Here is a 22,104-nt window from a genome sequence, read left to right on the forward strand (position 1 = left end):
ATCTTTTTTGATGTTGCCATATTCATCCTCTTTTTCAAAAGGCATACTGAGATACATCTCTGACATTTTTTCTCCTTGTTTTTGTTTAAATACTTCCGTTGTTGCATGGGGGCCTAACGCCGCATTAAGGGGTGAACAACGCCACCACCCAACCTAAGCTATTGTGCCGTAAACACTAAAGTTGATTCAAACCAAAACTGCCAAGCGTTGTGAATCCCTCTTGAATGCTTTGTTAGTTGCCAAACCTAACGCTTTGATTTGATGTTAATTAGTGCTTTGCCAACACTAGCTTTACGTGTTTTGGAAAAATCAAATCAGGCGCAGTTTCCAAGCGACTGTCACTGAAACCACTTGGAACATGAAACGCCGTAGAAAACGAGCTAACAACACCAAAAAGCGCATTTGGACAAACAATGTTACAGAGCTAACTTTCAACATATAAATCGGTTTCTGAAATAGAAAACACAACCACAAAAGAAACCAACGCACGATTTTACAAACCCAAATAACTAGAAATTGAAATACGAAAACCGAGCCAAAAACACACGAACCTTAGCCCTAAATATTTTGTTTTAGCTGCGTTTTTCTCGTTGGCAACTAACGCCCTGTTAAGGTGTGAGCAACGCAATACCGAAGCTTCCGCATACCACCTTAATCACTTAAACCAACGCATGGTGAAAATGCCACGCGTTGCGAATCACACTTAAACAGTTTGTTATGTTGTTTTTGAAAGAGCACAACTAGCATACTGCAAAACTTGAATTTTCATCATAATCAAAGAAGGATTTGTAGATATCCTGCTTATCAACTTCAGGTACTTTGTCACTGATTAAGTCCGCATATTCTTGCTCAGTTATACGGTCTAAGCTATAGCTCCAATTACTCAAGCTACACTCGACGAAGCACTTGATGATATTGCCATTTTCGTCATCAATACGAATGAGGTAAACTGGATACTGTGTACCCATCTCGTAACTAGCAATAGTTTTAGTCATTTTTTGCTCCTATCTTTTTCCGATTGCAGTCCATATATGCAACAAAAGTATAGGTGTAAAAATCTAGTGACAACATAACGCCCTGTTAAGGGGTGAGCAACGCAATACTGAAGCCTCCGCATACCACCTTAAGCACTAAATTCAACGCATAGTGAAAATGCCACGCGTTGTGAATCCCTCTTGAACAGTTTGCTATACGATGCCTCACAGTAAGCGCTGAAACTGACCGTTTTTAGCTTTGAAACCTAGCTTATTAAACAAAGCTTGAGACCGAAAGTTACCCTCATCAATATCTGCATACAATCTTTCAATGCCCAAAGATTTAGCATGAGAAAATAATAAACTAAGAGCTTCCGACATATACCCTTGTCGCCAGTACGATGAATTTAGTAAGCATCCGACCTCACAGGAATCACCGTTATCACTAAAGCTATGTAAGCCGCAGGTTCCAATAACTTTGTTTGTCGCTTGATCCATAATTGCCCATTCCAACGATTCACCTGATTTCTCCAGCCGGACGACGCTTTCTAGCATCTGAGCTATCATATCTTTCGATGTAAAAACTGGGTCTGAGGCAAATTCCATTGTTTGAATATCACCATAAATTTCAAACAAATCATCAGAATCATTCGTTTGAATTGACCTCAAAACAATTCTACTTCCGTGTAAATCAGGCTTCATTTCTCTCCTTAATCGTATAACGCCCTGCTAAGGGGTGAACAACGCAATACCGAAGCCGCCGCATACCACCTTAATCACTAAAATCAATGCATAGTAAAAATGCCACGCGTTGTGAATCCCTCTTGAGCAGTTTGTTAGTTTGCAGACCCAAAGGGTGATTTTAAGTTATTTTAAATTTTGCAAACAACAAACTTTATGTGCTTTGATGCACTTAAGTCAGGCGTAGTCTCAAAGCGGCTAGTCAATGAAACCACTTGGAACAAACAACGCCGCAAAAAACGAACTCACAATGCGGACTTTCAACAAAGTCACTGAAACCACGTGAACTTACCACACCAGAGAAAACGTCCTCGCAGCGAGTAAATCGGCTTTTGTACCAACAAACTCAACGAGCAGCGTTTCAGCAAAAAAGTTCGGCTCAGTGACCCCCAAAGTCACCGCATCAAAGAACAAATCAACCGTTAAAACGATGCCAATTTGGGATTTTTTCCACGTTAATTAACACTGAAATTGAACGCCAATACGACAATTTCAACTTTCAGCCTTTACACTAGATCTTGCGATATAGCAGCGTTTTTCCTCTTGCAAACTAACGCCCTGTTAAGGGGTGAGCAACGCAATACCGAAGCCGCCGCATACCACCTTAATCACTTAAACCAACGCATAGTGAGAATGCCACGCGTTGCGAATCCCTCTTGAACAGTTTGTTATGTGACTTGCCCCAAAACCTAATCACCAAAAAGCAGTGGGGAAACAGCCAAGAGAACAGCACAACTTAACTTAAAATAGAATACCGCTAGGAATACAAAATTCAGCTTATTATTTTTAGGAACCGGAGTACCTAACAACACATCTGTTCTAGAGTAATACTTAGCGGAAAATATGCCTAATAGAAACACTAAATAGGCACTCAACATTAATAATACCAAATCACCATTAATACGCATGAGAATCGGTACCAATAAAGGCATCAAAAAAACAAAGCAGACACATATAAACCAAAGCTTCAGTATGGAAGTAGCAGCAGCCCATTTAAATTTACTAGCTAATAGTTTGGGTATGTATTCCATGTTATTCCTTCTCTGGTCACATAACGCCCAGTTAAGGGGTGAAGCACGCAATGACCAAGCCGCCGTATTGCTCTTCAACACAAAAACCACCGCATACCAAAAATGCCACGCGTGCTGAATCCCACTTGAACTGTTTGTTAGCACGCTGCCCTTAAAGCCTTTGGCACATGCCAAGATATTGAAATATAGCACGAATATATGGTTTAAAAAACGAAAGCAAAATGGACAGCTGCCAAACTTAAAACTAACCTCAAGACGTAAGTTGGCAAGAAGAAAAACATGCAAAACTGCCCGATTTTAACAGTATTAAAATTTGCAAAGGATTCGTTCATCGGACTTCAACAACCACGACAAATAGCCAAATTTAAGGCAAGAAATCAACCGCATCAAAGAAACCGCGCCAGTGAAATAGCCTGAAAGTTAGAAACCGTAAACGATAAACTCAAAGCGAAAACTTCACATCTAGTGCCACCGGAGCGAACCTGAAAGGTACATTTGATCAGGTGTAAAGCTAGGAAAAGAAACCAATAAACACAGAAACTTTTAACCTTTGATGCCAACCCAGTGCTAACGCCCTGTTAAGGGGTGAGCAGCGCAATACCGAAGTTACCGCATACCACCTTAAACACTAAAACCAACGCATAGTGAAAATGCCACGCGTTGCGAATCCCTCTTGAACAGTTTGTTAGCTGACAATTTCACCGAGTGCTTCTATCCATTGCTCTGGCTTCGCTACAATAAACTCGTAACACGTATTGTTGGCTAATTTTATACGAAATGCATCCGTAGTGATTGGAATTACACCACCACCTTTGCCCAAGCACTTAGCTACGGCAGCAATGTCTTGGCGCTTTAATTGATATGGACCAAAACCCAACTTTTCGTTGTACGGAATAAAAATTAAATCCGACTCCGTTAGTTCTAATTTCCCATCGGCTTTAGTCGCACCGACTTGAATTGTAGCTGTTGAAGACTTAATTACTTTATCAGACATAATGCACCCTCTTCCTTGATTTACTTTTGTCTGCTAACGCCCAATTAAGTAGCCCGAAACGCTCTGACTAACCTTCCGCATACCTCGGCAACACAAAACTCAATACAAACCAAAATCGCCGAGCGTTGAGGGTCTGCTTGAATTGTTTGTTATGCTCGTGCTTAAAGAAATTGAAGTACCAAACAAGCAATGAATGCTGGTAACCCTGCGATGAAGAAGACCAAGCCTGTTTGGTAGTTCATTCGATTCTGCTCTAACTGGTCTTTCTCGAAATCATGCCCTTCGACCATTTTATATACTTTGTTTAGCCTAGGGTTGTCTCGCCGAGTGGTTTTACTATGAACTCCGCCTTCCCACATCAATTTCGCTAAGACCCATATGATAATCACGACGAAAAATAGAAAGTCGACCAAATGAGTCGTAGCAAAGAAAGGAATAAACTGGGCTAAAACTGTAACAGCAAGCGCAGCACAAAGGTTAATTAGCACCACTTTCTTCAGTAAATCGAGCAAAATCATCTCCTAGAGCATAACGCTGCGTTAAGGGGTGAATGCCGCTTAAACCAGCTTTCTGCAAACCACTTTCACCACCAAAACTAACCGCATACCAAGAATGCCACGCGGCATGAATCCCTCTTGAACGCCTTGTTATGTTTAAGACTCAAAGGGTTAAGTTTTACGATACTAAGAGCTTAACTCGACTTACCTTTGCACACCAAAGCCATAGGCTAAAAAACTGAATTAACTCATAAATTTGATTGTACTGACATTGAATTTTGACGTCAGAAACCGAAAAGCTGAAGCTCTATTTTTGAAATTGAGCAACCTGCACTCACCTCACCCAAACACTACATTTAAATGAGGCAACTCTCAGAATTTTTAGCGTTCACGAATTGGAGTCCAGTAAACAGCGGCCACTGAAGTCAACTTGCCGACAAAACCGAAATTAAAAAGCCAAGAAAAGATGCAAGCAACTGATTTTACGTGATTAAACATAACGCCCTGTTAAGGTGTGAGCAACGCAATATCGAAGCTCCCGCATCTTACCTTAAACACAAAACGCAACGCATAGCAAAAAAGCCAAGCGTTGCGAATCACTCTTAAACAGATTGTTAGGTTTATGTGTTGCAGAATAACTTAAACATCGAATTATTCGTTTTAGAAATACTATTAACATAGCTCAATAGTATATTGATTTTATTATTTGGGTTTGCTCTTAACCTTGAATTTGAGATACCTGGCTGAACAATCCAGACTTCATTCATTGCACTCGGGCTTTCCAGAGAAAATAATATTTTCTCGTAAAGTTGATCAGCATCCTTAATTGAAAGATCTAAATATTTAGCATTAGTAAACAGTCGTTCTTTTTTATCAGAATAGGACAACGGGAAGAAATACTTCATATTTTTTATAGCTTGGGCCACAACAACTTGTAAGTCATCCACGCGTAAACCTTGCTGTCGATTTGAAGAGTATTTTTCATGACTGAGAATTATTTTGTTGGTGCAAATCACTATATGGTCAGCAATCTCATTTGCTCCATTGTCTTCGATGATAGCTAACACATCCTCTTGAGTAATTAAGCTATACATATAATCTAAAGTAGCATCTGAAATATTCTTTGTGTAAGGTGGCCTTGGATCCTGTGCTTCACTTTTTATATCGACAGAGCTCCACGATATTGCACTATCTATACCTTCAGTAAATGGGCACCTTAATCGATTATCAAACCAATGGCTTCCGTCTCTATATGCATAAGCATTATCAAACAATAAAGTGTAGTTGGCTGTATCACTCAAATATTCAATAAAGTCTGTCTTGCGCTTTCTAGTGGTGTTGTCTGGTTTATCACTGAAAAAAACCTTTACTTCATCAGATGTATTGTCAAGCGAAAATTCTGGGACATTGTCGTTAAGATCGATATTCAAAATGAAATTACTATGGTTATTTCCTATCTTGAACTTATTACTATTAACTCTTTCAATAAACCAGTCTATTACGTTTACCCCATTTATGTTGAAATATAAATTACCTTTATCTCTAACAACATAGTCAATATAAAGTGAAAGAATATTTAGTGGGTCAGATGGAGGCTCTACAGGACAAACAAGTATGGGTAAACTAAAATCAAGGTCATCATTTAGAATTTCAGTTAAAACCTCGCACTTCTTGTTGAACTCCGATATCCCTTTGCACCAACCACTCCAAACCTTTCTTTTCTTGGCGGAACAACCAACACTAGAGCCAAGTTCAGAGCTCTCTGAAGATGCGATACAAAAGTTAAAGCTATAACCTGCATCAAATGAAGGTGTCAGTGAATATCTCGTATCTTTACCAGAATATGACTTGGATTCTACAGCTGTACCACCAGCTCCGAAAGTATTAACCAAGCCCATAGTTCTAATTTTCAACTCATCGCCATTAATTAGGTTATATATTTTCTTGATATCAATATCTAACTTGCAGAAGTGTATTTTCATTATATGATCGATTAGATCCTGAAGTTTTTTATCACTAGAATAGCTAAATATATACTCACTATCATCATTAATGATGATAATTTCATTAGTTCTATTAAATGTATTTTCAGAAATATCGGATAGATTCTTACCTACTTCTTTGTACCAAGTTGGTAATGTATATACCGCCAAGACGTAAATATTTGCTCTCGGTCTCTCATAGTTTTGTACGATTTTTATTATTCGTTTCTTTCCATCTTGGTTGCAATATTTATACAATAGCTTGCCAAATTTTTTACGATTGTATTTTTTCTTCCCTCTAACTTTTACTTGGAAGAATGGGGTAATTTTAGATAATTCAAAGACAGCCAATTTAAACCAACTAATTGCATACTCAATCAAACACCTATCAACTATACATATTTCATAGTTATAAAAACATGATTGAAGTCATAAACCAAAGTAGTAGAAAGAAACCTAACGCTGCGTTAAGGGGTGAATGCCGCTCAAACCAGCTTTCCGCAGACCACTTTCACCACCAAAACATACCGCATACCAAAAATGCCACGCGGCATGAATCCCACTTGAACGCCTTGTTATGTTCGCGCTTTTTTCACTTCAGAGTAAAGTAAAAAGGTATGAGTAATCGTCAAAGCAATAAACAAAAGTGGAATAAACAACGAAAATACTGATATCAAAATGTACATTTGTGACATCACTAACTTTTCTATGATCCCTTCGCTATGGGTCCAACCTGCAGCATGACCATCCGAAAATAAGCCAAACGAGCCATAATAGTAGAGTAAGTACATCAATACAGACTCTTTCCAAAAACCTCTCTGCATATATTTGACTGAGAAATGAGATACTCCAAACGCTAAAAAGCCACCTAATCCAATAAATATAAAGTCAAAAGGATACTTAATGGCTGTTGTAAGAAAGGCTCCTCCAGAAACCGTTACCGCAATAACGAGACCCATAATAAATGTAACAATCGCATTGGTAATTTTGATTTGATCCATATGTCCTCCGCAAGGAAGGAGGCATTATGAAACAACACGCAACACTTAGAGCACCAAAATGCGTAAAACTCGGTCGACTTCAATGTTTGGCTGCGAGAACATAACGCCCTGTTAAGGTGTGAGCAACGCAATACCGAAGCTACCGCATGCCACCTTAAACACTTAAGCCAACGCATAGTAAAAATGCCACGCGTTGCGAATCCCTCTTGAACAGTTTGTTAGGTGTTTTTATGCCGTTGACTCTCTGACATAAACATCTGAGCGCTCATTAACTTTACCTAAACGGACTAGCCTAGAAGCAATAGAGCCTTTTGTCCTTTTATGAGATTTAGATAGTTCATCAATACTTAAACCCGAGTCAAACCCTTTAGACAGCATTTCATCTTCGTCTGACTTCCATGGTTTACCAGCATTCTCGGGTAAATCGGATTTGCGCTTCTCAGCAGCAATTGATGCTTCGAGATTCTGCTTTGCCACACACAAAGCTCGAATTATTTGTGGTTGGTTGAAACAACTTTCATCCGATAAATCTTCACCAGTTTCAGGGTTAACTCCGTCTGATAACGCTGAGATAATTTCTAACGCTTTAATCATTTCCATAATTTTTCCTCTAGCACTAACGCTATGTAACACCTAACGCCTTGCTAAGGTGTGAGTAACGCAATACAAAATCTACCGCACAGCGCCTTAATCACCATAAGCCACCGCAAAGTAAAAATGCCACGCGTTACGAATCACTCTTAAGCAATTTGTTAGTACATGCGCTACTTCTATTTATGCGCTCCAAGATATTGAAAAGTGGCATGATATGAAAGGCTTTGAACACTGAAGTGAGACGGGCAGCTACAAAACTTAAACTCGGTTAAGAGACGAGAGTTGGCTAGAAGAAAAACGCACTGAACTCCCCTACTTTTACTGACTTCAAATTAGAAAAGGATTAGTTCCTCGCACTTCGACGGCAACACCAAAGAAAGACAATTCTGGCTTAGTAAAAACCACGAAAGAGAAGAAGCGCCACAGAAATAGGCTAAGTGTTAGAGATCGTAAACGGTGAAATCAAAGCAAACACTCCGCATATAGTGCCACCGGAGAGAACGTGAAAGGCGCTAACTGAAAGGTGTAAACACGAGCGCCAAAACAGATAAAACACCAAAACTTATGACCTTTGATGTCAAACCCGTACTAACGCCGCGTTAAGTGGTGAGCAACGCAGACCACTGCACTTAAAGTATTGTGCCGTAAACACTTAAACCGAAGCAAACTGAAAATGCCGAGCGTTGGGAATCCGTCTTAAACGCTTTGTTATAACGATTTCACTCTGCACTCTTTTTCGTACATAACAAGGAAGTATTTCAGTTCATAAAGTTGCTCTACCTTATTTGGCTTAACAGTAATAAACATATATAGAAAAACCACAGACAATAGACCAACTGCCGCAATTTGAGCAATCGTCGTAATATCAACATTTTTCATAGTTGCTACCAAAATAGCCATCGAAAAAGTTATTGTGAAACCAAACATCTTCTGGACTGTAATCCTGCTGTGTTTTTGTAGCTCAATTCTTGCATTTAGGATTTCTAATAGAGCAGGCGTATCATCAGATTCAATTTTATTCTCTTTTAGCGAACGTCGAAATTTTAGATATCTAACCTTTTGATCTTTATAGTTTTCAGGAGGAAGATGTGATAGCTCTATATCGGAATATTTGTCAGACTTGTAAATCGTTTGGGCTTTTTCAACCAAATAGATAGTAATAAATTCAAAGATCAGGAATATCGGAAAGAAAAAGTTATAACTTGCTTTTTCATTAGTGATAGCCGCATGTAATGTTAAACCAACAAACATCGCAAATAGAACACCAGAAGTAATAATCCCCAATTTGTGCTTGTTGCTAATAGACTTAAAGCTATCCTTAATGATAGTTATTCTTGTGCATTCCTTCATATATGCACTAAAACAGACGTCCCAATTATTTTTCTTCATACTTCCTCATCGTTATAACGCCCAATTAAGGTGTGAGGCACGCAATACCAATGCTTCCGCATACCACCTTAACCACTAAAACCAACGCATACCAAAAATACCACGCGTGCCGAATCACTCTTAAATTGTTTGTTAGTACGCTACTTTAAAACCTTTTGGCTTGCACCAAGATATTGAAATATAGCACGAAACTATTGGCTTAAAATGCTGGAGCCAAACGGACAACTGCCAAACTAGAACTCCATCTCAGAACGCAAGTTGGCTAGAAGAAACACACGCCAAGCTGCCCTATTTTGACCAGTTTCAAATTATCAAAGGATTCGGTCATCGAACTTTGATAACAAAACCAACGTACTGAATTTGAGATTAAAAACTAACCACACAAAAGAAGCCGAACCAAAGAAATAGCCTAAAAGTTAGAAACCGTAAACGGTGAAATCGACGCGAACACTCCGCACATAGTGCCACCGGAAAGAACGTGAAAGGCACGCCCATTCCGGTGTAAAGCTGGGAAAATAAACAATAAACACCAAAACTTTTGAGCTTTGATGCCAATCCCGTACTAACGCCCTGTTAAGGTGTGAGCAACGCAATACCGAAGCTACCGCACACCACCTTAATCACTAAAATCAACGCATGGTAAAAATGCCACGCGTTGCGAATCACTCTTAAACAGTTTGTTAGCATGTTGTTTCCGCTACAAACTCATTCACTTGAGAGCGTGTAGTGAAACGTACTTTAGTACCATGAAAATCTCTGAACAATTGCTGATGGAACTGCCGTGAACTTTTGGATTCGCGAACCGAGTATTCAGAAGCCCATTTTAATAATTCACGAAAATTCTTCTCCGCCTGTTCCTCATTAAGTTGCTTCGAGCTCTCCGAACCACGAGCATAAAGAGAACTTTCACATTTAGACCATTCCAAATCCAAAAACAACAGCATGTCAGCAGAAAAAATAAGCTGTTCGGCTAAAGCACCAAATACTCCCTCAACTACCCAGTTGCATTGAGACTTTATACTAGCAATTTCATTTTCGATTGCTCCGGTGAAGCGTTTTTGATTATAGCCACCTGACTCCCATACAATCGAGTCCAAGTTAACTTCCTGCAACTGAAGTTTTCGGGATAACTGTTTCGACAACCAACTCTTGCCTGAGCCAGAATTACCGATGATGAGAATTTTCTTCATATTACTCCCGCATGCTAACGCCCAATTAAGGTGTGAGGCACGCAATACCTAAGCCTCTGCATACCACCTTAAACACTAATACCGACGCATAGTAAAAATACCACGCGTGCCGAATCACTCTTAAATTGTTTGTTATACCACTTCATGACGCAGCTTAGGTTTTAAATAGTTTTCAACATGTCTTATTGCTTCTAGCAACTCGTGCTTGAACTCATCAGGCTCTTCACCTAATTCGTCATACATGATGTCCCTTTTCTTTTGATCTATTCTCACGATGGCGTCTTTTCGCCCCTCATCAGCTTTAGGGTCCATCAGAACGAGATAGTGGCGAACACGTGTGAATAATTCATGTTCTAGAGAATAAATAGTTTTGAACAGTGTGTTTAGTTCATCACCCCATATAGCTTCCGCTTCAAGTTGATCTGCATACAAAGCTGTACGTTGATCCTGAACTTTCTCCCACCGATTTTGATAGGCTTTCGAGATACCATAATAATGAATGTCTTCTGGACTCATACTCTTAGCATCATCTTCAGATGGGTGCGGTAATTCATACGAAAACATAGCAGGATGTCGTACTCCGTTTATCGCATCTCGATACTTGAATAAGCTAACTAGTATTCTCCGCGACAATTCATATTCAGATTGACCTTTTAGTTGGCGACGCCACGTTCCCAAACCTTTGAACGCAACAACTGCACCGGAGATAGCCGCTCCAGTCAGAGCTAAATCTTTAATTAAGGTAAAAACCTCTGCACCAGTCAAGTTGACCTCCTTGTGGTAGAACGCCCTGTTAAGGTGTGAGCAACGCAATACCGAAGTTGCCGCATACCACCTTAAACACTAAAACCAACGCATATTAAAAATGCCACGCGTTGCGAATCACTCTTAAACAGATTGTTATACGTTTACTCTCTGAAACCGTAGATACGCAACCCTCTATCTGTGAGCTCAGTATCGAAGTGCCCAACCGAGTTTAAGATACTCAATACTTCATCTATATCTTGATGCCAATGTTTAAAGGGCACATTTTCATACCCACAAGGTTTGCCTACTTTGGGGATTTCTAACCACTCAATTCGCTTGTAGGCGAAAGGGCCTGAGCCATAGTCACCCACATACTTTTCCATTAACTCATCTGATTTGGTAAACCAGCCTAGAAACTCATAATCGTTATCAACAAACTTCCAGTAACACTGGTTCAACATCAATTCTGACACATCCAATACGGTAAACACTTTCCGCCATTTAGCATTTGACATTAGTGACACTGAAAATCGATTTTTAATAACCTTATCTAGGTATTAATCCATTCTTGCTGGCATGTCAAAATCTCCAAACGTATAACGCTCTGTTAAGGTGTGAGCAACGCAATACCGATGCCGCCGCATACCACCTTAAACACTAAACGCAACGCATAGAACAATGCCAAGCGTTGCGAATCACTCTTAAACAGTTTGTTAAGCAGTTGATCCTCTGAGTTTTTGTGAAATCCCCTTTTCCGGCATTTCTGGAAGAGATTCAACAATTGAGCTCATATTTTCAACTAACTCGTACAATTGAGCATAAAAATCTTTGAGTTCTTTTATCGTAAGGCTGACATAATCTTTTTCTTGATGCTTCGAGCCGCTTGTCGCACTTGAAAATCCTGTCCCGAAAATTTCGTTGTCATTGAAGCGAGCCCAACAAAAATGAGCAAATTTATTTCTAGTTTTTCTCAAACTATTTAATTTTTTATTCATTTTACGAATTTCAGTTACGGTGCTCTCTGGTACTACAATATTATGATACCTTAGTTCTTGTAACTCCAAAGCATCCTCTATAGCATTCTGTAACCTAGCAGCTCCCATCCCTCGAGAAAAAACTCTCCCTGGGAACTCAGGGGTAAAAAGCAACCTGCTCAACATACACCCTAATAAAAACTCAACATTAGACCATTCAACAACTACTCGCCCAATCAAGGAAAAGTGCTCATCTGTTAACTCTGAATATTGAGAAGAATGATTTAAAGGCATATAACTTATTACTCCTCTTACTGCTTAACGCCTTGTTAAGGTGTGAGGCACGCAATACCGAAGCTCCCGCATAACACCTTAACCACTAAAACCAACGCATAGTAAAAATGCCACGCGTGCCGAATCACTCTTGAACAATTTGTTATGTGCCTTTGCGAATAGAGCCCCAATACACTTTGTGCCTGTCAGCCTAAGGAATGATTTTATATTTTTGGATACCAAGCAGGCACCCAACCCTTGAATGCCCCTCAACTAAATGAGGTATGCCAGATTTACCACCAAGAACATTTGCATCTAGAAATATCGGTGGAGTTAACCAAGTGCCATGCTTTTTCCAATGATTGAGTACTTCCTCTCGGCAATCAATCATCACTGCCTCTCCAACGTCGTTGAAATGCGATGCATCTTCAGATACCTCCTCAAGGAAATCAGGAAATGAAGCATTGCTACCTATCTGCAAAAACTTCGTCGTATCAAAATCAACTAACTCCCACTTTAGATCAGGAAGTGATAGCTCACCGTAGAGAGCTAAAAAGCGACTGTTGGCATTATGATCAATATAAAACTGTTCAATCACAGAATCAGGGGCACTAACCCCTTGCAGCTTGAGTAAATCGATACTCTTATGTGTGCTATATGGATCTAGTGCAATTTTCGACAAGTCTTTATACTTCAATTTATTGCCTCAAAACTCTGGTGGCACATAACGCCCTGTTAAGGTGTGAGCAACGCAATACCAAAGCCGCCGCATACCACCTTAAACACCAAACACAACGCATAGTGAAAATGCCATGCGTTGCGAATCACTCTTAAACAGTTTGTTATGCAACTGGAACCCCGTCAAAACAGATTACTGCATAAAGATAACGACCTTCTTGAGTAGACGCCCAAATTTCGCCGTTTTTCCCAAGAGATTTTTTTGCATAACCATGTTCTGAAAGCCACTGAAGTGACTCTTTAACTTGAACTCGAGTCAAACTAGTATCTTTTGATATTCCTGAAACATAGCGCCACGTATATTCATGGCTTTGTAAAGACTCTAAAACAGACTTAGCATTGTCAGGGACTAGACTAACATTAGGTACCTGAGATTCGGTTTCGTCATAAAAATCAATAGGAGCTTCTATTTCCTTTTCTAATACCGCTTTGATCTGCTCTTCTCTAAGTTGTGCTTCAACGCCAGCTGCTTTAAAACTTTTGAATTTATCCAGATTCGCGAATACTAAACCGAGAAACCCTGCTGCAATGGTTAATCCCATTTCGGCAGGCTTACTATTGTAGCCAAAGTAAATAGAAACCCCGAGTAAGACGAAAGCAGATACCATTTCCAAAACTTTGTTTGATTCAATCTTCATTGTTTGATGACCTACTCCGATTTCAATTAAGTTGCATAACGCCCTGTTAAGGTGTGAGCAACGCAATACTGAAGCTGCCGCATACCACCTTAAACACAAAACGCAACGCATAGCAAAAATGCCAAGCGTTGCGAATCACTCTTAAACAGATTGTTATGTTACTTAGTTTACAAAAACTACTTTGTCTTCAGTTTCAATATCTAGGGCTCTATATAACATCTTGTGTACCTTTAAATGACTAGACCTCTTAACTTCACCCTTACTAACACTAGACTGATCTATGTAAGACCATAGGAATGTATCCAAAGAACTGACCTTAACACCAACAGCGCCAACACGATATAAACACTGAAGTAACGCATATAGCACATCAGATTCTTTTACAGCCTTACCTTCGAAGTAAGAATGTACGATTTTCACGCAAGGATCAGTGTTTTTTGTATCACTCAACGACATGACAACATCATTTAAACGTTCTTGGTTTATAGAAGAACGAGAAAATGTTGCAGGTAACCCTCTGAGTAGCTCAGCAGTCTCTTCAAAAGATGGATACATTTCACCCCATTCTTCTTTTAAGGACTTTAAACGTTTCTCTGAATAGTTGGCTTCAGCAGCTATTAGCGCCCTCCAAGATACACGGTCTCGTTCTGAAGCAATATTAAAGGTTTCATTTACAAACTGGAGAACATCCCGTGGTCTTCGGAGCGTACGTTCTAATATGAAGTCCATAGCGGTTTGTCCGCCGCCTTTCTTTGGTTTAGGGAATATATGCTCTAACTTAACTGTGTCTTTGGTATATTGGCTTTTAAAGACCTCGTTTATCCTCAATTCAACCAGTTTAGTTAATTCTTCGTTACTCCACTTGAGTTCAAGCATGTAAGATTCGTATTTTTCTTCTTGAAACCCAGAGTCTCTAGTTTGATCATAAACCAAATCTAATAGCTCTTTTCGTAATGCAGCTATAATTTTAACCGTTTCGATCTTACGGAATGACTTTACTTCTTCGATTAAAGCTCTAATAAATCGACACCTTGTAGAAGTATTGGCCCAATTTTCATCCAACTGGTCAATTACGATATAAAATTTCTTTTGTGTATCATCAAAGGAATACTGTGCGAGCAATTCCAGAACTTCATTTAATTTTTTTATTTGTAAGCCATTAACAACCTGACTTGCTCGTTGCTTAATTTCCGTTCTTTCTTGCTCTGATAGTTTTTCGACACCATCGAGACTTAAAGACACACCCGAATATTTTGCTCCAATTGAAGCTTTAGTATCATTTTCTAGCTTCGACGTGATTTCGCGAAGGTGTTCATCTGTATCTAACCAGAACTTATCCCCCCACTCGTTGAAGTACTCTATAGCTTTTTTCTTTGCCTTATCTCTTCGAAGCCAAGAAAAAATGCCATCAGTAAAACGCTGTCCATCCTGCTCATTTTTAATGTCGTATCTGAGTTTTAGTATTTCTACAACAAGTAGATGACGCCATAGCAGCTTGTAAAATAAATCTAATTTTATATCTAAAGCATCGAAAAACTTGATTATATCCGAGTACTCCAAAAATCGGACTGAAATATCATTAGGGTCTAGCCTCGCACAGTGGTCTGTACTTGTTTCAATTTTATGAATTAAAGCGCTTTTCCCTGAGCCAGTTCTCCCAAGAATAACTGCTGCGGGGTTACTGACGTCCAATAATTCGTCAAGGTCTCCCTTATCTACAAAACACTTGTCTAGTAAAGAACTATCTGTTTCAGCATCTAAAGCTCCGACCTTCAAGTTTCGTGTAATTTTTATTCCTGAATCACTCATCTAAGCCTTCCTATGTGCACACTCACTTAAATATACACCGAGACTCATATTCATTCTGTGAGCAAGTTATTGAGTTGAATAAGTGACATAACGCTCTGCTAAGGGGTGAACAACGCAATACCGAAGCCGCTGCATACCGCCTTAATCACTAAAATCAACGCATAGTAAAAATGCCACGCGTTGTGAATCCCTCTTGAGCAGTTTGTTAGTTTGCAAACCCAAAGCGTTGATTTTAAGTCATTTTAGACTTTGCAAACAATAAACTTTATGTATTTTGATGCACTTAAGTCAGGCGTAGTCTAAAAGCGGCTAATCAATGAAACCACATGGAACAAACAACGCCGCAGAAAACGAACTCACAACACCAAAAAGCGCTTTTGGAAAACCAATCTCACAATGCGGACTTTCAACAGAGTCACTGAAACCACATGAATTTACCACTTCAGAGAAAACGTTATTTCAGCGAGTAAATCGGCTTTTGTACCAGCAAACTTAACGAGCAGAGTTTCAACAAAAGAGTTCAGCTCAATTAACCCAAAAGTAGCCACACCAAAGAACAAACCAACCGTTAAAAAGATGCCAATTTTGGATTTTCACTACGCTCGTTAACACTGAAATTGAACGCCGATACGACAATTTCGACTTTGAGCTTTTACCACTAGATCCTGCGATATAGCTGCGTTTTTCCTCTTGCAAACTAACGCCCTGTTAAGGTGTGAGCAACGCAATACCGGAGCTGTCGCATACCACCTTAACCACTAAAATCAACGCATAGTAAAAATGCCACGCGTTGCGAATCACTCTTAAACAGTTTGTTATAACTTCAGATACGTGTGGATTGTTGTATGTAAGTTTTTAAACCCTGTTAGCTCAAATTCCAGTACCCATGATGATTCAAGTGTCATAGGTAACTTTCCATTTGTCGATTCGCCAAATTTAATTTCAGTTATATCAACAGGACTATGAGCAGCAAAGAAGTAAACTGACCCATCAATATACCCGTCATCTGGGTTTACAGGGAAAGTAAATGTTCTACCAGCAAGTTCATTAAGCTCTGTAGGTAAATTTATCCCGTTTAGGCTAATTACAGTTTCTATTTTCTCAGAATAGTCGTCTAGACTAAGTTCAAACGGCTCTATTCCTATCTCAAGTGAAACGTCACCATCGACGCCAGAAATCTTTGCACTTGTAAATTTGAGCTTTTCTATCGGGAAATTTTCCACTCTTCCTCCTGAGTTATAACGCCGCATTAAGGGGTGAACAACGCAAACCACCCGAACTAAACCATTGTGCCGTAAACACTAAAGCTAATTTAAACCAAAACTGCCAAGCGTTGTGAATCCCTCTTAAATGCTTTGTTAGTTGCCAAACCTAAAGCTTTGCTTTGAAGTTGATTACCGCTTTGCCAAAACTGCCTTTGTGTGTTTTGAAAAACTCAAATCAGGCGCAGTCTCAAAGCGCCTGTCATTGAAACCACTTGGAACAAACAGCGCCGTAGAATACAGCCTAAAAACACCAAAAAGCTTATTTAAAAAGACAATGTCACCGAGCTGACTTTCAACAGATAAATCGGTTTCTGAAACAGATAATTCAACCACAAAAGAAACCTGAGAACGATTTTCACAAACCCGAACGATTTAAAATTGAAGTACAAAACCCCACCAAAAACACACTGACCTTAACTCTAAACATTCTGTTTAAGCTGCGTTTTCCTCGTTGGCAACTAACGCCGCATTAAGGTGCGAACAACGCTAAACACCTAGCCCAAACTATTGCACCTTAAACACTAAAACCAAGTTTAAACTGAGATCGCCAAGCGTTGGGAGTCACTCTTAAATGCTTTGTTATAAGCCTATTCGCCAAAGGCTTCGCCTGTATTACCAAACGCATACTCATGAAGATTTGTTTCTTCAGAGCTCATACAAAGATTGCCTGAGAAATCATCGAAGCAAATTTTAGGCTGATAAGACTTCCCTTCATGCCTAATCTCAGATTGATCATGCAACATTGCGAAATCGAACGTAAATTCACCAATTATATCTTTGGCTTTTTCCTCAGGCACTCCGTGTTTAGCTAAAGTATCTTTGAGCAATATTATCATTTGATATTGCCACTCCGAGGCCAATTCTTCGTATTGCTCTGATTCTTGAAAATTCATACAGATCTCCTCTGAGGCTTATAACGCCCAATTAAGGGGTGAGTAACGCAACACCAATGCCGCCGTAAACCACCTTAATCACTAAAATTAACGCATAGTAAAAATGCCACGCGTTACGAATCCCTCTTGAATTGTTTGTTAGTACGCTGCCCGAAAAGCCTTTGGCACATGCCAAGACATTGAAATATAGCACGAAACTGTTGGCTTAAGACACTGAAGCTAAACGGAAAACTGCCAAACTGAAAACTAACCTCAAGACGTAAGTTGGCTAGAAGAAAAATATGCGTAACTGCCCTTTTTCACCGCTTTCAAATTAGCAAAGAATACGGGCTTCAAACTTGAACAACTGCGATAAAGAAACGCTTGTTCTGCCGAAAATTTCTCAGCGCCAAAGAAAACACGCCAGAGAAATAGCCCGAAAGTTAGAAACCGTAAACGATAAACTCAAAGCGAAAACTTCACATCTAGTGCCACCGGAGCGAACCTGAAAGGCACATTTGATCAGATGTAAAGCGAGGAAAAGAAACCAATAAACACAGAAACTTTTTAACCTTTGATGCCAACCCAGTGCTAACGCCGCATTAAGGGGTGAACAACGCCACCACCCAACCTAAGCTATTGTGCCGTAATCACTAAAGCTGATTCAAACCAAAACTGCCAAGCGTTGTGAATCCCTCTTGAATGCTTTGTTAGTTGCCAGACCTAACGCTTTCATTTGAAGTGGATTGCCGCTTTGCCAACACTAGCTTTACGTGTTTTAAGAAACTTAAATCAGGCGCAGTTTCAAAACGACTGTCACTGAAACCACTTGGAACACACAACGCCGTAGAAAACGGACTATCAAACCTAAGAGCTCTTTTGGAAAAACAATGCTACAGAGCTAGCTTTCAACAAGTAAATCGGCTTCTGAAACAGAAAACCCAAACCACACAAGAAACCAACGCACGATTTTACAAACCCAAATAACTAGAAGTTGAAATACGAAAACCGAGCCAAAAACATACGGACCTTAGCCCTAAATATTTTGTTTTAGCTGCGTTTTTCTCGTTGGCAACTAACGCCCTGCTAAGGGGTGAGCAACGCAATACCGATGTCGCCGCATACCACCTTAATCACTAAATTCAACGCATAGTAAAAATGCCACGCGTTGCGAATCCCTCTTGAGCAGTTTGTTAGTCGCGAGGCACCGAGCGACAATTTTAAGCCGAACTAAACTTTGCGAACAACAAACTTTATGTGCTTTGATGCATTTAAGTCAGGCGTAGTCTCAAAGCGGTAAGTCAATGAAACCACTTGGAACAAACAACGCCGCAGAAAACGGACTGACAACACCAAAAAAGGCTTTTGGGAAACCAATCTCACAGTGCGGACTTTCAACAAAGTCACTGAAACCACGTGGAACTTACAACACCAGAGAAAACGTCATTTCAGCGAGTAAATCGGCTTTTGTACCAACAAACTCACCGAGCGGAGTTGCAACCAAAAACAAACTCTCGATTGCCCTGCTCTGTCAGCACCAAAGAACAAAACAATCGCTAGGACACTTGCAAAGCTTTGGACTTAAAACAGCTGAAAATGAGTTTGGGCCAACGACGATGAACCTGTGAGCCGAACAATCAGCAGCCAAATTTTGAGCTTAGAAACATGATTTTGACTGCTAGCTTTTTCTGGCGACTAACGCCCAATTAAGGTGTGAGGCACGCAATACGATGCTCCCGCATACCACCTTAATCACTTAAACCAACGCATAGTAAAAATGTCACGCGTGCCGAATCACTCTTAAATTGTTTGTTAGTTGCCCATCTCAAAACCTAGTGCTAACATTTGTACACACACAAACAAAGGAATACATCATGGACACTAGAATTCAATTTCGTGTTGATGAAGAAACAAAACGCCTAGCTCAACAAATGGCTGAGAGCCAAGGTCGCACTCTGAGTGACGCATGCCGTGAACTTACTGAGCAACTTGCTGAACAACAAAGAAAAACATTATCTCACGATGCATGGCTAACTGAACAAGTAAACCTAGCATTTGAGAAGTTTGACTCAGGAAAGTCCGTTTTCGTTGAGCACCAAACTGCTAAATCTCGAATGGAAGAGCGCAAAGCCAGAATCCGCAATCGAGGTAAGCAATGATTTTATGGGAAGAAGAGTCACTTAATGATCGTGAAAAAATCTTCGAGTTTCTCTATGACTTCAACCCTGATGCGGCAGAGAAAACTGACAACCTCATTGAAGCAAAAGTAGAAAACTTGCTTGAACAACCTTTAATGGGTGTACAACGAGATGGCATCCGCGGACGATTGCTCATTATTCCTGAGATTTCGATGATTGTCTCTTACTGGGTCGAGGGCGATATCATCCGAGTTATGCGTGTACTCCACCAAAAACAAAAATTCCCTACGGATTGATTGCTTCCTCTGGGGAACTAACGCCCGCTTAAGTGGTGAGCAACGCAATACGATGCTTACGCATACCACCTTAATCACTAAAATCAACGCATGGTAAAAATGCCACGCGTTGCGAATCCGTCTTAAAGCGTTTGTTAGGGCGCTTTACGGCTTACCACTTTTTCAAATCTATGTTTGGATCAAACAAACGTTCTACTAGCCCGTACTTGTTATCAGCAAACTCCATACTTATAAGATCACATTTTCCTTCAAACAAAATGGCGATAGTTCGTTTATCAAGAGCACTAGTTTTAGCTCCAAAATAGATTTTTGTTATTTTCCCTGGAAGGTGAACTTTATTATTTGAGTTTTCATTTTTTTCGGCGATTATTCGATACTCATTTTCGTAGTTCCAAGATTCATGTTTGATAAGTAAACCTTCTACTACCCTATCAATAATCTTATTTCCAACATCTTTATTTGGACTAGATAAAGCCGTAAACATTTCATGCTCTGTAGACGGTAATGAAGACAAATATGCGTTAATGTTTTCTTGGCTCCTATACGAAACTTTTTTAGCATTATTAACTATACATAGCATATCTCTTGTGATTCCAGCAGGACGCTCAAGAAGCAGGTCATCAATTTCTTTGTCCGTGTAACCGGTGTACTCAATGCAGATACCTTTATGGCTATCTGCATAGTGTGACCACATTAATAAGTTTTGATGTTCTTCTGATAAACAATGGACGATTTTTTTGTTCCTGATAACTTCTTTCAAGATGTTGGAAGTAATAAGAGCACAATCAAATGGGTCGTTAAACGAGACAGGATTACTGTACCAAACATACTCATTTACAAATGACTCAATTGTATTTTTATTCACGGGCAAATATTTATATAAAATCATACACTCCACTTCATACTAAACACGCTTGAAAGAGCCCTAACGCCGCGTTAAGGGGCGCTGGCACGCAATGCAAAAGTGACAGCATCACACCTTAACCACTAAAACCAACGCATAGTAAAAATGCCACGCGTGCCGAGTCCCACTTGAACGCTTTGTTATGCATTACAAACCGCCGGCTAAATCCAGAAAGTTACCAGTGGAAAATGATGATTTTTCAGACGCTAACCAATAAATGGCCTCCGCTACTTCCTCAGGCAAGCCACCCCGTTGCATAGGAATTTTACTTTTGAGCCGTTCTATACGATCCGGCTCTCCGCCGTCAGCGTGCATATCGGTATCAATCAATCCCGGACGAACACAGTTAACCCTGATACCTTCCGCGGCCACTTCCAAAGACAGACCTTTGGTTAACGTGTCAATTGCACCTTTTGACGCTGCATAATCAATGTATTCATTCGGCGAACCTGTTCGAGCCGCTCCCGAGGAGACATTAACTATGACACCACCGAGACCACCATGACGAGTTGACATTCGTTTCACTGCTTCACGACAACACAAGAAGTAGCCAGTCACATTGTTTACGAGAATTGAATTAATCCTATCTGCACTCATTTCTTCCAAGCGCATTTGCTTCTTTAAGATCCCTGCATTGTTGACGAGAACAGAAACAGCACCAAGCTCTCGGTCAGCGGTTTCAAACAGTTGAAGAACATCACTTTCTTTGGAAACGTCAGCTTGAACAGAAATACAATGACCACCTAGCGCTTTGATTTCTTTAACGAGTGCCTGGGCAGCCTCAGTATTAGATTTGTAATTAATGCACACGGAGAACCCTTTTTGAGCAAAAAGCTTTGCTGTCGCAGCACCAATCCCTCGACTTCCGCCTGTAATAACAACTACTTTTCGAACGCTCATTATTCATCCTTTAAATGCTGAATTTGATGTAATGCATAACGCCCTGTTAAGGGGTGAGCAACGCAATACCGAAGTCGCCGCATACCACCTTAAACACTAAAACCAACACATGATAAAAATGCCACGCGTTGCGAATCCCTCTTGAACAGTTTGTTAG

Annotated in this window: 27 protein-coding genes and 5 pseudogenes; 3 read left to right on the forward strand and 29 right to left on the reverse strand. The window is 40.0% G+C overall.

The window, feature by feature from the left end:
- Positions 1–740: 740 nt before the first annotated feature.
- From NL646_RS22405 to NL646_RS22585, 26 genes and pseudogenes are all read right to left on the reverse strand, one after another.
- Complete coding sequence (locus tag NL646_RS22405; protein ID WP_253664702.1) at positions 741–995, reverse strand: hypothetical protein; 255 nt, start codon at positions 993–995, stop codon at positions 741–743.
- A gap of 204 nt (positions 996–1,199) precedes the next feature.
- Positions 1,200–1,676: a GNAT family N-acetyltransferase gene (locus tag NL646_RS22415; protein WP_029801237.1), complete on the reverse strand. Its 477-nt coding sequence runs from the start codon at positions 1,674–1,676 to the stop codon at positions 1,200–1,202.
- Between the two features lie 728 nt (positions 1,677–2,404).
- A complete protein-coding gene (locus NL646_RS22425) occupies positions 2,405–2,746 on the reverse strand; it encodes a hypothetical protein (protein ID WP_253664704.1) in 342 nt (113 codons plus the stop codon).
- Positions 2,747–2,777: 31 nt separating this feature from the next.
- Positions 2,778–2,885: pseudogene (locus tag NL646_RS23480) on the reverse strand (DUF3265 domain-containing protein); the annotation flags it as partial.
- A gap of 439 nt (positions 2,886–3,324) precedes the next feature.
- Positions 3,325–3,442: pseudogene (locus NL646_RS22435) on the reverse strand (DUF3265 domain-containing protein).
- Positions 3,432–3,740: a hypothetical protein gene (locus NL646_RS22440; protein WP_025611619.1), complete on the reverse strand. Its 309-nt coding sequence runs from the start codon at positions 3,738–3,740 to the stop codon at positions 3,432–3,434. The pseudogene NL646_RS22435 and the gene NL646_RS22440 overlap by 11 nt, the downstream one beginning before the upstream one ends.
- A gap of 161 nt (positions 3,741–3,901) precedes the next feature.
- Entirely contained in the window at positions 3,902–4,252 is a 351-nt protein-coding gene (locus NL646_RS22445; protein WP_253664705.1) for a hypothetical protein, read from the reverse strand.
- Positions 4,218–4,391: a DUF3265 domain-containing protein gene (locus NL646_RS22450; protein ID WP_253664716.1), complete on the reverse strand. Its 174-nt coding sequence runs from the start codon at positions 4,389–4,391 to the stop codon at positions 4,218–4,220. The genes NL646_RS22445 and NL646_RS22450 overlap by 35 nt, the downstream gene beginning before the upstream one ends.
- 466 nt (positions 4,392–4,857) lie before the next feature.
- Complete coding sequence (locus NL646_RS22460) at positions 4,858–6,600, reverse strand: hypothetical protein (RefSeq protein WP_253664706.1); 1,743 nt, start codon at positions 6,598–6,600, stop codon at positions 4,858–4,860.
- A 75-nt stretch (positions 6,601–6,675) separates the two neighbouring features.
- Entirely contained in the window at positions 6,676–6,798 is a 123-nt protein-coding gene (locus tag NL646_RS22465) for a DUF3265 domain-containing protein (RefSeq protein ID WP_130193380.1), read from the reverse strand.
- A complete protein-coding gene (locus tag NL646_RS22470) occupies positions 6,795–7,220 on the reverse strand; it encodes a hypothetical protein (protein WP_045596070.1) in 426 nt (141 codons plus the stop codon). Before NL646_RS22470 ends, NL646_RS22465 begins: the two co-directional genes overlap by 4 nt.
- Before the next feature lie 228 nt (positions 7,221–7,448).
- Positions 7,449–7,820, reverse strand: coding sequence for a hypothetical protein (locus NL646_RS22475; RefSeq protein WP_025506710.1), 372 nt, complete (start codon positions 7,818–7,820; stop codon positions 7,449–7,451).
- 702 nt (positions 7,821–8,522) lie between these two features.
- Positions 8,523–9,203, reverse strand: coding sequence for a hypothetical protein (locus tag NL646_RS22485; RefSeq protein ID WP_047707066.1), 681 nt, complete (start codon positions 9,201–9,203; stop codon positions 8,523–8,525).
- 573 nt (positions 9,204–9,776) lie between these two features.
- Positions 9,777–9,890 (reverse strand): DUF3265 domain-containing protein, encoded by a 114-nt coding sequence (locus tag NL646_RS22495; protein ID WP_071936831.1) that lies wholly within the window; start codon positions 9,888–9,890, stop codon positions 9,777–9,779.
- Complete coding sequence (locus NL646_RS22500) at positions 9,884–10,393, reverse strand: AAA family ATPase (RefSeq protein WP_253664708.1); 510 nt, start codon at positions 10,391–10,393, stop codon at positions 9,884–9,886. The genes NL646_RS22495 and NL646_RS22500 overlap by 7 nt, the downstream gene beginning before the upstream one ends.
- A gap of 132 nt (positions 10,394–10,525) precedes the next feature.
- Entirely contained in the window at positions 10,526–11,158 is a 633-nt protein-coding gene (locus NL646_RS22510) for a hypothetical protein (protein WP_253664709.1), read from the reverse strand.
- Positions 11,159–11,186: 28 nt separating this feature from the next.
- Positions 11,187–11,289 (reverse strand): annotated as a pseudogene (locus NL646_RS22515) (DUF3265 domain-containing protein).
- Positions 11,290–11,301: 12 nt separating this feature from the next.
- Positions 11,302–11,682 (reverse strand): DUF6678 family protein, encoded by a 381-nt coding sequence (locus NL646_RS22520; protein ID WP_367618116.1) that lies wholly within the window; start codon positions 11,680–11,682, stop codon positions 11,302–11,304.
- Positions 11,683–11,853: 171 nt separating this feature from the next.
- The gene (locus tag NL646_RS22530) at positions 11,854–12,408 is read right to left on the reverse strand and encodes a hypothetical protein (RefSeq protein WP_025787481.1); all 555 of its coding nucleotides are present in this window, start codon (positions 12,406–12,408) and stop codon (positions 11,854–11,856) included.
- Positions 12,409–12,598: 190 nt separating this feature from the next.
- A complete protein-coding gene (locus NL646_RS22540) occupies positions 12,599–13,084 on the reverse strand; it encodes a hypothetical protein (RefSeq protein WP_253664711.1) in 486 nt (161 codons plus the stop codon).
- A gap of 145 nt (positions 13,085–13,229) precedes the next feature.
- Entirely contained in the window at positions 13,230–13,763 is a 534-nt protein-coding gene (locus tag NL646_RS22550) for a hypothetical protein (RefSeq protein ID WP_248327109.1), read from the reverse strand.
- 162 nt (positions 13,764–13,925) lie between these two features.
- Entirely contained in the window at positions 13,926–15,572 is a 1,647-nt protein-coding gene (locus NL646_RS22560) for a zeta toxin family protein (protein WP_253664712.1), read from the reverse strand.
- A 754-nt stretch (positions 15,573–16,326) separates the two neighbouring features.
- Positions 16,327–16,392: pseudogene (locus NL646_RS23485) on the reverse strand (DUF3265 domain-containing protein); the annotation flags it as partial.
- Entirely contained in the window at positions 16,388–16,795 is a 408-nt protein-coding gene (locus NL646_RS22575; protein WP_021485184.1) for a hypothetical protein, read from the reverse strand. The gene NL646_RS22575 and the pseudogene NL646_RS23485, both read right to left, overlap by 5 nt.
- Positions 16,796–16,966: 171 nt before the next feature.
- Positions 16,967–17,170, reverse strand: a complete 204-nt coding sequence (locus tag NL646_RS22580; RefSeq protein ID WP_080284086.1) for a hypothetical protein — start codon at positions 17,168–17,170, stop codon at positions 16,967–16,969.
- A gap of 254 nt (positions 17,171–17,424) precedes the next feature.
- Complete coding sequence (locus NL646_RS22585; protein WP_021453216.1) at positions 17,425–17,730, reverse strand: hypothetical protein; 306 nt, start codon at positions 17,728–17,730, stop codon at positions 17,425–17,427.
- Between the two features lie 1,283 nt (positions 17,731–19,013).
- Here NL646_RS22585 and NL646_RS22600 point away from each other — a divergent pair.
- From NL646_RS22600 to NL646_RS22615, 3 genes are all read left to right on the forward strand, one after another.
- The gene (locus NL646_RS22600) at positions 19,014–19,337 is read left to right on the forward strand and encodes a hypothetical protein (RefSeq protein WP_253664713.1); all 324 of its coding nucleotides are present in this window, start codon (positions 19,014–19,016) and stop codon (positions 19,335–19,337) included.
- 246 nt (positions 19,338–19,583) lie between these two features.
- Positions 19,584–19,868: a type II toxin-antitoxin system RelB/DinJ family antitoxin gene (locus NL646_RS22610; protein ID WP_005398409.1), complete on the forward strand. Its 285-nt coding sequence runs from the start codon at positions 19,584–19,586 to the stop codon at positions 19,866–19,868.
- Positions 19,865–20,143 (forward strand): type II toxin-antitoxin system mRNA interferase toxin, RelE/StbE family, encoded by a 279-nt coding sequence (locus NL646_RS22615; protein ID WP_005398411.1) that lies wholly within the window; start codon positions 19,865–19,867, stop codon positions 20,141–20,143. Before NL646_RS22610 ends, NL646_RS22615 begins: the two co-directional genes overlap by 4 nt.
- A gap of 151 nt (positions 20,144–20,294) precedes the next feature.
- On the opposite strand, the gene NL646_RS22625 is transcribed toward NL646_RS22615, so the two are convergent.
- The 3 genes and pseudogenes from NL646_RS22625 to NL646_RS22640 form a co-directional block, all read right to left on the reverse strand.
- Positions 20,295–21,032: a DUF2971 domain-containing protein gene (locus tag NL646_RS22625; RefSeq protein WP_253664714.1), complete on the reverse strand. Its 738-nt coding sequence runs from the start codon at positions 21,030–21,032 to the stop codon at positions 20,295–20,297.
- A gap of 162 nt (positions 21,033–21,194) precedes the next feature.
- A complete protein-coding gene (locus NL646_RS22635; RefSeq protein ID WP_206624817.1) occupies positions 21,195–21,947 on the reverse strand; it encodes an SDR family oxidoreductase in 753 nt (250 codons plus the stop codon).
- Positions 21,948–21,993: 46 nt separating this feature from the next.
- Positions 21,994–22,104: pseudogene (locus tag NL646_RS22640) on the reverse strand (DUF3265 domain-containing protein); the annotation flags it as partial.

This window comes from Vibrio sp. Y20_XG_PY13 (assembly GCF_024181925.1).
Taxonomy (GTDB): Bacteria; Pseudomonadota; Gammaproteobacteria; order Enterobacterales; family Vibrionaceae; genus Vibrio; species Vibrio parahaemolyticus.

What these genes read in the sequence shown, in the direction of transcription:
- NL646_RS22550 (WP_248327109.1), bottom strand. Translation starts at nt 13,763, where the DNA reads ATGAAGATTGAATCAAACAAAGTTTTGGAAATGGTATCTGCTTTCGTC.
- NL646_RS22585 (WP_021453216.1), bottom strand. Translation starts at nt 17,730, where the DNA reads ATGAATTTTCAAGAATCAGAGCAATACGAAGAATTGGCCTCGGAGTGG.
- NL646_RS22440 (WP_025611619.1), bottom strand. Translation starts at nt 3,740, where the DNA reads ATGTCTGATAAAGTAATTAAGTCTTCAACAGCTACAATTCAAGTCGGT.
- NL646_RS22625 (WP_253664714.1), bottom strand. Translation starts at nt 21,032, where the DNA reads ATGATTTTATATAAATATTTGCCCGTGAATAAAAATACAATTGAGTCA.
- NL646_RS22615 (WP_005398411.1), top strand. Translation starts at nt 19,865, where the DNA reads ATGATTTTATGGGAAGAAGAGTCACTTAATGATCGTGAAAAAATCTTC.
- NL646_RS22415 (WP_029801237.1), bottom strand. Translation starts at nt 1,676, where the DNA reads ATGAAGCCTGATTTACACGGAAGTAGAATTGTTTTGAGGTCAATTCAA.
- NL646_RS22635 (WP_206624817.1), bottom strand. Translation starts at nt 21,947, where the DNA reads ATGAGCGTTCGAAAAGTAGTTGTTATTACAGGCGGAAGTCGAGGGATT.
- NL646_RS22475 (WP_025506710.1), bottom strand. Translation starts at nt 7,820, where the DNA reads ATGGAAATGATTAAAGCGTTAGAAATTATCTCAGCGTTATCAGACGGA.
- NL646_RS22470 (WP_045596070.1), bottom strand. Translation starts at nt 7,220, where the DNA reads ATGGATCAAATCAAAATTACCAATGCGATTGTTACATTTATTATGGGT.
- NL646_RS22405 (WP_253664702.1), bottom strand. Translation starts at nt 995, where the DNA reads ATGACTAAAACTATTGCTAGTTACGAGATGGGTACACAGTATCCAGTT.
- NL646_RS22530 (WP_025787481.1), bottom strand. Translation starts at nt 12,408, where the DNA reads ATGCCTTTAAATCATTCTTCTCAATATTCAGAGTTAACAGATGAGCAC.
- NL646_RS22485 (WP_047707066.1), bottom strand. Translation starts at nt 9,203, where the DNA reads ATGAAGAAAAATAATTGGGACGTCTGTTTTAGTGCATATATGAAGGAA.
- NL646_RS22600 (WP_253664713.1), top strand. Translation starts at nt 19,014, where the DNA reads ATGAAACCACTTGGAACAAACAACGCCGCAGAAAACGGACTGACAACA.
- NL646_RS22500 (WP_253664708.1), bottom strand. Translation starts at nt 10,393, where the DNA reads ATGAAGAAAATTCTCATCATCGGTAATTCTGGCTCAGGCAAGAGTTGG.
- NL646_RS22560 (WP_253664712.1), bottom strand. Translation starts at nt 15,572, where the DNA reads ATGAGTGATTCAGGAATAAAAATTACACGAAACTTGAAGGTCGGAGCT.
- NL646_RS22425 (WP_253664704.1), bottom strand. Translation starts at nt 2,746, where the DNA reads ATGGAATACATACCCAAACTATTAGCTAGTAAATTTAAATGGGCTGCT.
- NL646_RS22495 (WP_071936831.1), bottom strand. Translation starts at nt 9,890, where the DNA reads ATGCTAACAAACTGTTTAAGAGTGATTCGCAACGCGTGGCATTTTTAC.
- NL646_RS22610 (WP_005398409.1), top strand. Translation starts at nt 19,584, where the DNA reads ATGGACACTAGAATTCAATTTCGTGTTGATGAAGAAACAAAACGCCTA.